This window comes from Methylobacterium sp. J-048 (assembly GCF_022829515.1).
Taxonomy (GTDB): Bacteria; Pseudomonadota; Alphaproteobacteria; order Rhizobiales; family Beijerinckiaceae; genus Methylobacterium.
Map to the genome: position 1 here is coordinate 35,930 of NZ_JAKSYL010000227.1, position 11,768 is coordinate 47,697.

Sequence of the window (11,768 nt, forward strand, 5' to 3'; positions counted from 1 at the left end):
CGCGATGGCCGGTCCCGGCCGGGCCTCCGCCGGCAAATCGTCCGCCGCCAAGGCGCCGGGCGGCCACAATCCGTGGCTGATCGCCGGCGTGGTGGCGCTGGCGACCTTCATGGAGGTGCTCGACACCACCATCGCCAACGTGGCGCTCCGCTACATCTCCGGTGGTCTCGCGGTCGGGCCCGACGAGGCGGCCTGGGTGGTGACCAGCTACCTGGTGGCCAACGCGATCACGCTGACGGCGTCGAGCTTTCTCGCGAAGCGCTACGGCCGCAAGGCGTTCTTCATGTGGTCGGTGGGCCTGTTCACCATCGCGTCGATCCTGTGCGGCTTCGCCTGGAGCCTCGAATCGCTGCTGCTGTTTCGGGTGCTGCAAGGTCTCGGCGGCGGCGGCATGGCGCCCCTGGCGCAGTCGATCCTGGCGGATTCGTTTCCGCCTGAGAAGCGGGGGCAGGCCTTCGCGCTCTACGGCGTCGCGATCGTGGTTGCACCGGTGATCGGCCCGACGCTGGGTGGCTGGCTCTCGGACAACGCCTCCTGGCACTGGTGCTTCCTGATCAACGGCCCGATCGGCGTGATTGCGCTGGGGCTGATGTACTGGCTGATCGAGGACAGCGAGGCGGCCAAGAAGGAGCGCCGCGCCCTGGTGCGCAAGGGCATCCGGTTCGACATCGTGGGCTTCCTGCTGGTCGCCCTGTTCCTCGGCTCCCTGGAGGTGATCCTCGACGAGGGCCAGCGGAAGGACTGGTTCGGTACCTCGACGCTGATGAACGTGTCCGGCGTGCTGATGGTCGTCTCGTTCATCGCGATGATCCCGTGGCTCCTGAACCAGAAGAATCCCGCGGTCGATCTGCGCCTGATCGGCAATCGCCAGTTCGGCTCCTGCTTCCTGGTGATGATGTTCACCGGGGCGATCCTGATCTCGACCACGCAGTTCATCCCGCAGATCACGCAGGAATATTACGGCTACACCGCCACCCTGTCGGGCCTCGTGCTCGGGCCAGGCGGCATCGTCACGGTGGTGATGATGTTCCTCACCGGCCGCGCCTCGGCCTACGTGCAGCCGAAATGGCTGATCGCCGCCGGCATGACCATCGTGGCGTTGGGGATGTACGACCTGACGCGGCTCAACGGGACGACCACCTTCGCGTTCTTCGCGTGGTCGCGGGTCTATATCGGCATCGGCCTGCCGATGGTGTTCCTGTCGATCACCTCGGCCTCCTACGAAGGCCTGCGCAAGGACCAGACCGACCAGGCCTCGGCCCTGATCAACGTCGCCCGCAACGTCGGCGGCTCGCTGGGCGTCTCGCTCGCCCAGAACATCCTGGCCTATCGCAGCCAGTTCCATCAGAGCCGGCTGGTCGAGAGCGTCAACCCGTCGGCGCCGGCCTACCAGGAGACCATGCGCCAGGCGACGCAGTACTTCTCCGAGCATGGCTATGCCGGCGTCGAGGCCCAGGGCCAGGCGACCGCCTGGATCGGCAGCGTGCTGCAGACCGAGGTGGCCTACTGGGCCTATATCGACGTGTTCTGGGTGCTGGGCCTGGTCGCAGCCTGCGCGGTGCCGCTCGCCCTGAGCCTGAAATCGGTCAAGCTCGGCGGCGGCGCACCGGCGGGCGGGCACTGACGCGCGCTGGCATCAGACGCCGTCCGGAGGCAGCGCCTCCGTCACCTCGATGCGACGGCTGTCGAGAGCCTGTCCGGCCTCGTTGGCCGCGGTCTCGGTCGGGGCGGGGGCCTTGTCGGCGGCACCTGCCACCGCGACGACGCCCTGGTAGCGGTTCAGGCGGCGGTCGATCATGCCGTCGATTCGACCGTGCAGCTCCGCCACCGTCAGGCTGCGGCGCTTGCCGCCGGACTTCTCGGTGAACAGGCTGCGATTGGCCCGGGCAGCGCTGCGGAACTCGCGCCCCGCCACCTCGTCGGGCTTCTCGGAAGACAGCGACAGGAAACGTCCGGCGCTAGCGCTGCCGAGGAAATGGGCGAGGTACAGCTCGGTGGTGGTGAGCGCCCGTCCAACCTTGGCCTCGATCCGCTCGCGGTCGCGCTTGATCAGCTCGGCTGCCATCAGCGCGGCGACGCGGGGGTCGTTGCGCAGGCCGAGCACGCGGGCGCGCATCGTACCGGCGACGGTGATCGCCGTGCCGCGGCCCTTCACGGCGGCGGCCTCCTCGCCAAGGCCGTAGCGGGCGCCGTAATCGCGGATCATCTCCAGCCAGGTCCGGGCGACGAACTGGAACAGGCCCTGCGCCGAGGAGGTCCCGGCCTTGGCATCGGTGTCGAAGCTCGATTCCTTGTCGGCCAGCGCCATCATGTAGACCGGGTCGACGCCGGCCTCGTCGGAGGCCTTCACGATCGTGTCGACCACCTTGCGCGGCACGCTTCGCTCGCCGAACCGGACCGAATCCTCCCCCTGTTCCTGGGTCACCCGCGGCAGGGTCGCGAGGTCGTCCTGGATCAGTGCGGTGGTCGCCGGCTCCTGATCCTCGATCGGCAAGCCGGTCCAGGCGTCGGGGCTCTCCGCCGGGGTGGCGTCCGAGAAGGCGGCGCGTAATCCCTGGTGCGAACCGCCGGCGAGCATCCAGCCGCTGTCGGCCTCGGTGGCCTGCACCTGGGCCGCGCGCGGGCTGGTGTCGATCCGGTCGTGGGCCTGCGCGGCGGGCGCGAAGAAAGCCGGCGCGAAGGCCGATTGCGGCAGGACCAGCCCGGCGGCGACGCTCAGGGCCAAGGTTCCGATCAGGCGGCGCAGGCGGATGTGGCCCGTGCGGCGAAGTGACCGGCCTCCGGCTTCGCGGTGAAATCCATCGGTTTGCCGCAGCAGCCAGGCCACGGTCTCGGTGTCGAAACAGCCCGTGCCATTCGGTGCAGTCGGCACGAGTCGGCTCACGTCGTCGGCGCAACGCGCCGGCTCCGGGAAAACCCCCATCATCGGTCCTTTTCTAGATCGTCCCTCGTATCGGCCCGGCGTCTGGCGGCAGGGTTCCTGGGAGCGGCGGCCCTATCGGCGCCGGCCGTGACCAGAATGGGACGGCTCCGTGATTCAAGCGTGGCACGGTCAACGAAGGGTTAATCCGGCTTCTCGGGGCCGCCGCCACGCCCTGATCCGGCCACTGATCGGGCCGACCGGGCGCAACGTTGTCGCATTCGGGTTGGAACGGGCCACGATCGGGCCAGTTAAATAACGCCCCGGGGATCGACTAATCGTTTCCAAGACGCGACCCGCCCAAGACGCGACCCGCCGAATACGCGATCCGCGTCCCCACAAGGACAGTTTTTACCAATGAGCATGCAGACCGGTCGCCGTGTCGGCGTCGCCTTCGTTGGCATGGGTGGTGCCGTCGCCACCACCGCCATCGCCGGCATCGAGATGATCAAGTCCGGCTCGAACCGGCTCGACGGACTGCCGCTCGCCGGCCTCTCCGTGGCGGGCATGGCCGACTACAAGGATCTCGTGTTCGGCGGCTGGGACCTCAACGGCGACGATCTCGCCTCGGCCGCGGCCGGTCACGGTGTGCTGTCGAAGGACGACATCGAGGACGGTGCCCAGGCGCTGAAGGGCATCACGCCCTGGCCGGCGGTTGGCAGCGCCAAGTTCTGCAAGAACATCGACGGCAGCAACCGGATCGTCGCCGCCGGCCACCGCGAGGCGGTCTCGATCATCGCCAACGATCTGCGGCGCTTCCGGCAGGAGAGCAACCTCGACGAGGTCGTGGTCGTGAACCTCGCCTCCACCGAGCGCTGGCCTGACCTGTCCGACCCGACCTTGAACTCCTCGGACGCCTTCGAGAAGGGGCTGGATTCCAGCGACGAGTCGATCTCCCCCGCGATGCTCTACGCCTATGCGGCGATCAAGAGCGGCATCCCCTACGCCAACTTCACCCCGAGCATCGCCGCCGACGTGCCGGCCTTGCTCGAACTGGCCAAGGAGATGAACGTCCCGGTGGCCGGCAAGGACGGCAAGACCGGCCAGACCATGATGAAGACGGTGCTGGCCCCGGCCTTCAAGGCCCGCGCCCTCCACGTCAATGGCTGGTTCTCGACCAACATCCTCGGCAACCGTGACGGGCTCGCTCTGAACGACCCGAACTCGCTGCAGTCGAAGCTCAACACCAAGGGCACGGTGCTCGACTCGATCCTTGGCTACCCGGTCGAGGACCACCTCGTGCACATCCACTATTACCGCCCGCGCGGCGACGACAAGGAAGCCTGGGACAACATCGACGTCACTGGCTTCATGGGCCAGCGCATGCAGATCAAGGTCAACTTCCTCTGCAAGGACTCGATTCTGGCCGCGCCGCTGGTGATCGAGATCGCCCGTGTGCTCGACTTGGCGAAGAAGCGCGGCGACGGCGGCGTGCAGGAACAGCTCTCGACCTTCTTCAAGGCGCCGATGGTGAAGAACGGCCGCGGGCCGGAACACGCCTTCGGCAAGCAGGTGACGATGCTGCTCGACTGGCTCGGCGTTCACTGATGTCCGATGCCGCGGCGCCGGTTGCCTTGCGCGAACTCTTCGTCGAGATGAACGATCTCAAGCGTGTCCGCTCGGCGGGCCGCGACGGGTCGATCGCCGAGCGGTTGTTCGCGCAAGGGTGGAGTTTGCTCACCGGTGGCGCCTCGGCCGAGGATGTCGCCCTCGACATCACCGCGACGACGCTCGCGGCAACCCGCCTGTGCGACCTCGACGCCGCCTTCCTGGCGGCCGCGGGCCTCTCAGATGCGGCCGCCTCCGCCGTGCTGGTCGCTGGTTTCGACGCCGTCACCGGCGACCTCGATCCGATGCTTCGGGATCGCCTGCGCGGCCGGCTCGCGCCGCGTCCGCCCGGCCAGCCCGGCCCTCTGCCGGCCTTCGTGGCGGCGCTGGCCCAGCAGCCGCGGGCTGGGGTGACCTGTCCCGGCCGGGCCCGGATCCTGCTGGAGCCCCCCGAGAACCACGCCGAGCATTGCCTGATTGTGGCGGTCTACGCCGTTTGCCTCAGCCCATTCTACCGGGCGGATCCCGGGACCGTGTTTCTGGCCGCGATGGCGCATCACTTTCACAACGCGGCGATGCCCGATGCCGGCTTCACCGGCGAGATGCTGCTCGGCGACCATCTCGGCCTGATCATGGCCGTCACCACCGGCTGGGCGATGGCCGAACTCGACGCCCCCCTGCGCGGTCACGTCGAGCGCGCCCGTGCGGTGCTGCCGGACGACGCCACCGCCGAGGGCCGCGCCTTCCATGCCGCGGATTGCGTCGACCGCGTCCTGCAGATCGCCCAGCATCTGCGGGGCGCATCGACCACGATGGCCGCTGTGCTGGATAAGTGGGAGCTGGTCCATGCCGGACCGGTGAAGGGGTTCCACGACCGTGTCCTGCGCGACATGCGCATCCCTTAGGACCAGAGCCGCGTTGTCCGTCAGACCAGGTCGCCCATCTGGCGGGGCGGTTCCGAGAGCCCATGATCCCGTTCGAACTCATATCGCCGTCCACCGGCAACGCGCTGAAGCCCGACGCGCCGCACGCCCTGCGGGACGCCGGCACCGGCGCGCGCTGGCCCGTCATCGACGGCATTCCCTACCTGCGGGTCGGCCGCGAGGCGCTGGTCGAGCGGGTGCTGGCCCATCTCGACGCGGGTGAGCCCGACGAGGCGCTGGCCGCCCTGCTGACGGATCAGGATGACTGGTGGAACGGTCCTCCGGCTGACCCGGCCGGGATCATCCAGCTCATCAAGGACCGTCGCCACGCGACCCTGAGGGACGCGGTCGACCGGCTCGGCTGGGGCCGCGTCGGCGATTATTTCCTGCACCGCTGGAGCGACCCGACCTTCCTGGCCGGTCTGACGTTGCTCGAAGCGCATTGGAACGAACCGCGCTGCGTCTTCGAGTTCGCCTGCGGGATCGGCCATTACCTGCGGGAGCTCGAACGCCGCGGCTGCAAGACCGCAGGCGCCGACGTGGTCTTCGCCAAGCTCTGGGTCGCCCGCCACTGGGTCGTCGGCCCCAAGCCGCAGCTCGTCTGTTTCGATGCCGGCTCGCCGCACTGGCCGATCCCCGGTGCGCCCGTCGATCTCGTGGTGTGCAACGACGCCTTCTACTTCCTCGACGACAAGGCGGCCCTGCTCGAGAACCTGCGCCAGAACGCCGGCGACGACGGCTGGCTGGCCCTCAGCCACATCCACAATCGCGAGTGCCCGGGCTTTTCCGCCGGCCGGGCTGTCACCGCCGAGGAGATCGCCGAGCTGTTTCCCGACGCCCTCGTGTACGACGACGCGGAGCTGACCCGCGCCCTGGTCGAGGCTCGGGCACCGGTGCCCCAGGAGCCGGCTGCCCTGCAGAGGTGCGAGGCGTTCTCGGTGGTGGCCGGCCCCGGCATGCGCCCGGCGCCCCGCGCGGTCGTGGATGGCCTGACCCTGCCCAAGGCCGGGACGATCATGCGGCTCAACCCGCTGTACCAGCCCGAGGGCGACGGCCACGCGATCCACTGGCCCTCCGACCGCTACCGCGAGGAATATGCCCCCCGGGCCACCTACCCGCTGCAGACGTCGGCGCCTGAGCAGATCACCTTCGACGGCCGCATCGACGGTGCCGAGACGCAGCGGGTCCGGGCCCGGGAATTCGTCGATCTTCCGGAGCGCTGGTGATGGATGCCGTCGGCTGGGGAATCGTCGGCTACGGCTGGGTCGCCCGCGACTACATGGCCCCGGGAATCCGGGCCGCCGGGCATCGGCTCGTGGCGGTCTGCGATCCCGACCCGGCCAGCCGGGCGGCGGCGGAACGCGAGGGCGCCCGCACCCATGCCGACCTCGCCGGACTCCTCGCCGAGCCGGACGTCGAGGCGGTCTACGTGGCGACCCCGAACCACTTGCACTGGGGCGCCGTCGAGGCGCTCGCGGCCGCCGGCAAGGCGATCCTGTGCGAGAAGCCGATGGCGGCCACCCTGGCCGACGCCGAGGCCATCATGCAGGCGGTCGAATCCAAAAAGATCTTCTACGGCACGGCCTTCGACCAACGGCACCATCCGGCCCACCGGGCGATCCGTGCCCAGATAGAGGCCGGCCGGCTCGGCACCGTCACGGCGATCCGGATCGTCTATGCCTGTTGGCTCGGGCGCGACTGGTCGGAGGCCGGCCAGCCCAACTGGCGGATCGACGCCGCGCAGGCCGGCGGCGGCGCGCTCATGGACCTCGCCCCCCACGGCCTCGACCTCGTGGATTTCCTCCTCGGCGAGCCGATCGCCGACATCGCCGCCCTGACCCAGAGCCGCGCCCAGGATTATGCGGTCGATGACGGCGCCCTGCTGATCGGCCGCACCGCCGGGGGCGCCCTGGCGAGCCTCCACGTCGCCTACAATTGCCCCGACGCGTTGCCCCGCCGCCGCCTGGAGGTGGTCGGAACGAAAGGCATGCTTGTCGCCGAGAACACGATGGGCCAGACCGCCGGCGGCTCCCTGGCTTTCACCGATGGCTTGAGTGGACGCACGGAGCCGGTGGCCTTCGATACCGAATGCTCGCCCTTCACCGAACAGGTGCGCGCCTTCGGCTCGGCCCTGCGCCGGCCCGAGGAGCGCAGTGCCTATTCCGCCATGCGCGACCTGCACACGATGCAACTTGTCGCGCGTGCCTACGGGCTTGGGTAGCGAGCACACGACAGGATGACCGATCGCCGAGCCAACCCCTGGGATTTCCCACCCCCACCCTCATCCTGAGGTGCCCGCGTCAGCGGGCCTCGATGGAGGGCTCCAGGGGGCGCTGCGCTGTCTTGGAGGGCTCCTTCGAGGCCTCTGCTGCGCTCCGGCACCTCAGGATGAGGGAGATGGGTGGGATGGGGTGGCGAAGCGGTCCGAGGTAGACGGGAACACGACTTGACCAACGCAGACGCCTCTCACGACCAGGACGACCGCGCCCGCCACGACCGGATCAAGGCGCCGCGCCCCTACCGCTTCGGCGCCAAGCGCCGGATCGAGGGGCTGCCGGCGTCGCTGCCCGACCCGGTGCGGGCCTATCTCGACGTGCTGCCGGAGGGGCGGATCGTCGGCTTCCCCCTGGCGCCGCTGGATCGCACCGGCATCCCGGTCTGGTTCGTGGCCCTGTTCCTCGACGATCCGTTCTTCGTCGGCGCCATGCCGTCGGGTATCGGCTACGGCGCCACCGACGACGAGGCGCTGATCGGCGCCGTGGCGGAGATCGCCGAAAACCTGATGCCGTCATTGGCAGTGCTGCCCCGGGCCAAGGAGCGGGCGAGCTATTCCGAGCTGGTGCGGGTCTACGGGGCGAAGTCGGTCGCCGACCCGCTCACCCTGTGCCTTCCGGCGGGCTCGCCGGTCGGCCGGGACACGGTGCTCGAATGGACGCCGGCGGTCCGGCACGGGACCGGCGAGATCGTGTTGATGCCGCTCGATATCGCCGCCACCGATTATTTCGAGCTGTCCGAGGGCTACAAGCCCTTCACCAACCTGATCACCAACGGCCTGGGCGCCGGGCCGGACGTGCCCTTCGCGCTCGGCCACGGCGTGCTCGAACTGCTCCAGCGCGACGGCAACGGCCTGCTGTTCCGCGCCCTCGACCAGGGCGTGATGCTCGATCTCGACGGGATCGGGCCGGAGAACGCCGCGATGCTGGCCCGGCTGAACGAGCTGGGCATCCGCGCCCTGCCGAAATTCGCCACCGACCAGTTCGGCCTGACCAACCTCTACGTCGTCGGTTACGACGCGGATCCGGCGCGGGCGCCCGCGCCGATTGCCCTCTCGGCCTGCGGCGAGGCCTGCGATCCGGACCGGGAGCGGGCCCTGCGCAAGGCGCTGCTCGAATTCCAGGCCGCCCGCGTGCGCAAGACCTTCGGGCACGGGCCGCTGGACCTCGCTGCCACGGTGACGCCGCCCGGCTACGTCGATGCGTTCATCCAGAAGGCGCTGCCGAGCCTGGACCTCGAAGAGAGCCGTGCCCTCCAGGCGATGCTCGACTGGATCGCGATGCCAACCGCCGATCTCCGGACCGTGCTGGCCGACACCGTGTACAGCCAGCGGAGTACCAAGCGGTTCTCGGAGCTGCCCTCCACCGAGGCGGCCGACGGGCATGCACGGGGCAAGATCGCCTGCGACCGGCTCACCGAAGCCGGGTTCGACCTGCTCTACGTCGATTGCTCGCCGCTCGGCGGCAGCGTCGGCGTGGTCAAGGCGATCGTGCCCGGGCTCGAAGTCGAGACGATGAGCTACTACCGGATCGGCGAGCGCAACACGCGCAAGCTCATCGAGCGCGACCACCCGCTGATCCGCTTCGGCGCCGAGAGCGAGACCCTGCGGCCGGTGCGCCTCACCCCGGAGGCCCTGGAGCGCTTCGGCGGCCAACCCCTGTTCGACATCGCGCTGGCCGAGCAGATCGTCGGTCGGCACTATCCGCTCTACCGCGAACCGGAATCGCACCACGCGCCGTTCCGGCTCGCCCAGAAGCAGGGGAGGGCGGCGTGACGCTCCGCTTCGCCTACAACACCAACGGCGCGGCCAACCACCGCCTCGACGACGCGATCCACCTGATCAAGGCGGCGGGCTACGACGGCGTCGCCCTGACCCTCGACATTCACCACCTTGACCCGTTCGCCGAGAGCTGGGCCGCCGAGGCTGGCCGGGTCGCGAGCCTGCTGGAGAGGCTGGAGCTGGCCTGCGTCATCGAGACCGGCGCCCGTTTTTTGCTCGACCCCAACGCCAAGCACGAGCCGACCCTGGTCACGGCGGATGCAGCCGGGCGCGCCCGGCGGGTGGGATTCCTGAAACGCGCCGTCGAGATCGGCGCGATCCTGTCGGCTGAGGCGGTGTCGTTCTGGGCCGGCGTGCCCCAGCCCGGTGTGGATCATGACGAGGCCCGCCGTTGGCTGGTCGACGGGCTGCACGAGGTCGCGGCCTTTGCCAGCCAAGCCGGCGTGGTGCCGTGCCTGGAGCCCGAGCCCGGCATGCTGATCGAGACCCTGGACGATTACGCGGCTCTCGACGTTCCCGGGCTGAAGCTCGCCCTGGACACCGGCCACTGCCTCGTCACCGGCGAGCGCGAGCCGGCCGCGGCCGTGTGCGAGTTCGCCGACCGGATCGGCACCGTGGCGATCGAGGACATGAAGCGCGGCAGCCACATCCACCTGCCCTTCGGCGAGGGGGACATGGACGTGCCGGGCGTGCTCGAGGCGCTCGAGGAGATCGGCTTCGGCAAGCTGGTCTGCGTCGAGCTCTCCCGCGAGAGCCACCGGGCCGACGTGATGATCCCGCAGGCGCTGGATTACCTGCGCGGCTGCCGCCGCCCGGGCCCGGAACTCGCCAGCGAGCAGAAGACGCGGCGGCAATGGCAGTGATGGGACACGCGCCTCTCTCCTCCCCCTTGCGGGGAGGAGCCGGAGGTGGGGGTGGCGCAGGATCGAGCGACACGGTGCCGTCTGCGCCACCCCCACCCCTACCCCTCCCCGCAAGGGGGAGGGGATCCTGGTCATCCGGCGTCCCCCGATGAGAATCCTCTTCCTCAGCCGCCGCTACTTCCCGGCGATTTCCGGCATGAGCGTCTACGCGCAGAACCTGCTGCGCGAGCTGGTCGGGGCCGGCCACGACGTGACGATGATCTCGCAGTACCGGGGCGATGCCTTCGGGACCCGGGTCTATGGCGGCGGCCCGCCGCCGGCCGTGCCGGGCGTGCGGGTGATCGGCCTGGAGCAGCTCGGCGAACAAACATCGGGCGATTTCGAGCGCGATATCGCCACCATGGTCGAGGCGATCGAGCGGGAGCACGCGCAGGCGCCGTTCGACCTGCTGCACGCGCAATACGGCTATCCCACCGGCTGGGCGGTCCTGCTCGCGGCCAGAAAACTCGGGGTGCCGAGCGTGGTCTCGATTCAGGGCGGCGACGGCCATTGGGTCGGCTCCTGCTGCGAGACCCACCGGGTGGCGATGTGCGAAGTCCTGGCCCACGCCAACGCGTTGCTGATCGGTGGCGCGTCTTTCGTGGACGAAGTCTGCGAGCGCCTCGGCTCCGATCCGGCCCGCTTCACCATCGTACCCGGCGCGGTCGACACCGAACGGTTCGCGCAAGGGACACAGGACGGCTTGCCGGCGCCGCATGCCGGCCCGATCCGGCTGTTCTACCACGGCCGGGTCGACCGCCGGAAAGGCGTGCTCGACTTCATCAACGCCCTGGCGATCCTGCGCGAGCAGGGTACGCCGTTTGCCGCCACAATCTCGGGGATCGGGCCGGACGTGGAGCCGGCCCAGGCGCTGGCCGCGGACCTCGCCTTCTCGCCGCGGGACATCGCTTTCACCGGCTACGCCGAATACGGCCGCGTCCCGGATCTCTATCGCCGCGCCGACGTGTTCGTGTCGCCGACCTATGCGGAAGGCTTCTCCAACACGATCCTGGAGGCGATGGCGGCCGGGCTCGCGGTGGTCTCCTGCCACGCGGTCGGCGTCTCGGATTGCCTGCGCGACGGCGAAAACGGCCTGCTGGTCGATCCGGGCGACATCCCTGCGCTCGCCGCCGCGCTCACTCGCATCGTCACCGATGCGGAACTCCGCCACACGCTGGCGACGGCCGGGCTGGAAGAGTGCCGCCGGGTCTATTCCTGGAGCGCCGTTGGCCGCCAGATCATGGAGGTCTACGCGGGCGTGCGCCACGAGCGTCCGGCCACGGATTTTTCCGTCGACCTGCCCGAGGACCCGACCTGCCGCTTCCGCGCCGAGCCGCATCTGCTCTGAAGGCCGGCCAAATCCGCGATACGCCAATCCTCCCCCTCATCCTGAGGTGCGGCGAAGCCGCCTCGAAGGAGCC

The 11,768-nt window shown here is 69.6% G+C and carries 9 protein-coding genes; 8 read left to right on the forward strand and 1 reads right to left on the reverse strand.

The annotated features are described in order from the left end of the window. Positions 1–4: 4 nt before the first annotated feature. Complete coding sequence (locus tag MKL09_RS22390; protein WP_244023830.1) at positions 5–1,624, forward strand: DHA2 family efflux MFS transporter permease subunit; 1,620 nt, start codon at positions 5–7, stop codon at positions 1,622–1,624. Positions 1,625–1,636: 12 nt separating this feature from the next. On the opposite strand, the gene MKL09_RS22395 is transcribed toward MKL09_RS22390, so the two are convergent. Further along, positions 1,637–2,923 (reverse strand): transglycosylase SLT domain-containing protein, encoded by a 1,287-nt coding sequence (locus tag MKL09_RS22395; protein ID WP_244024013.1) that lies wholly within the window; start codon positions 2,921–2,923, stop codon positions 1,637–1,639. Positions 2,924–3,277: 354 nt separating this feature from the next. On the opposite strand from MKL09_RS22395, the gene MKL09_RS22400 reads away from it, so the two are divergent. The 7 genes from MKL09_RS22400 (at position 3,278) to MKL09_RS22430 (ending at position 11,695) form a co-directional block, all read left to right on the forward strand. After that, the gene (locus tag MKL09_RS22400) at positions 3,278–4,468 is read left to right on the forward strand and encodes an inositol-3-phosphate synthase (RefSeq protein ID WP_244023832.1); all 1,191 of its coding nucleotides are present in this window, start codon (positions 3,278–3,280) and stop codon (positions 4,466–4,468) included. Next, positions 4,468–5,373 (forward strand): HD domain-containing protein, encoded by a 906-nt coding sequence (locus tag MKL09_RS22405; RefSeq protein ID WP_244023834.1) that lies wholly within the window; start codon positions 4,468–4,470, stop codon positions 5,371–5,373. Before MKL09_RS22400 ends, MKL09_RS22405 begins: the two co-directional genes overlap by 1 nt. 62 nt (positions 5,374–5,435) lie before the next feature. Continuing rightward, on the forward strand, positions 5,436–6,617 hold the full coding sequence (locus MKL09_RS22410) for a class I SAM-dependent methyltransferase (RefSeq protein ID WP_244023835.1): 1,182 nt from the start codon (positions 5,436–5,438) through the stop codon (positions 6,615–6,617). Continuing rightward, positions 6,617–7,612: a Gfo/Idh/MocA family protein gene (locus MKL09_RS22415; RefSeq protein ID WP_244023837.1), complete on the forward strand. Its 996-nt coding sequence runs from the start codon at positions 6,617–6,619 to the stop codon at positions 7,610–7,612. The genes MKL09_RS22410 and MKL09_RS22415 overlap by 1 nt, the downstream gene beginning before the upstream one ends. Before the next feature lie 225 nt (positions 7,613–7,837). After that, positions 7,838–9,439, forward strand: a complete 1,602-nt coding sequence (locus MKL09_RS22420) for a YcaO-like family protein (protein ID WP_244023839.1) — start codon at positions 7,838–7,840, stop codon at positions 9,437–9,439. Beyond that, the gene (locus tag MKL09_RS22425) at positions 9,436–10,308 is read left to right on the forward strand and encodes a sugar phosphate isomerase/epimerase family protein (RefSeq protein WP_244023841.1); all 873 of its coding nucleotides are present in this window, start codon (positions 9,436–9,438) and stop codon (positions 10,306–10,308) included. Before MKL09_RS22420 ends, MKL09_RS22425 begins: the two co-directional genes overlap by 4 nt. Positions 10,309–10,456: 148 nt before the next feature. Continuing rightward, positions 10,457–11,695, forward strand: coding sequence for a glycosyltransferase family 4 protein (locus tag MKL09_RS22430; protein WP_244023843.1), 1,239 nt, complete (start codon positions 10,457–10,459; stop codon positions 11,693–11,695). The last annotated feature ends 73 nt before the right edge of the window (positions 11,696–11,768 follow it).

What these genes read in the sequence shown, in the direction of transcription:
- MKL09_RS22390 (WP_244023830.1), top strand. Translation starts at nt 5, where the DNA reads ATGGCCGGTCCCGGCCGGGCCTCCGCCGGCAAATCGTCCGCCGCCAAG.
- MKL09_RS22395 (WP_244024013.1), bottom strand. Translation starts at nt 2,923, where the DNA reads ATGGGGGTTTTCCCGGAGCCGGCGCGTTGCGCCGACGACGTGAGCCGA.
- MKL09_RS22400 (WP_244023832.1), top strand. Translation starts at nt 3,278, where the DNA reads ATGAGCATGCAGACCGGTCGCCGTGTCGGCGTCGCCTTCGTTGGCATG.
- MKL09_RS22405 (WP_244023834.1), top strand. Translation starts at nt 4,468, where the DNA reads ATGTCCGATGCCGCGGCGCCGGTTGCCTTGCGCGAACTCTTCGTCGAG.
- MKL09_RS22410 (WP_244023835.1), top strand. Translation starts at nt 5,436, where the DNA reads ATGATCCCGTTCGAACTCATATCGCCGTCCACCGGCAACGCGCTGAAG.
- MKL09_RS22415 (WP_244023837.1), top strand. Translation starts at nt 6,617, where the DNA reads ATGGATGCCGTCGGCTGGGGAATCGTCGGCTACGGCTGGGTCGCCCGC.
- MKL09_RS22430 (WP_244023843.1), top strand. Translation starts at nt 10,457, where the DNA reads ATGAGAATCCTCTTCCTCAGCCGCCGCTACTTCCCGGCGATTTCCGGC.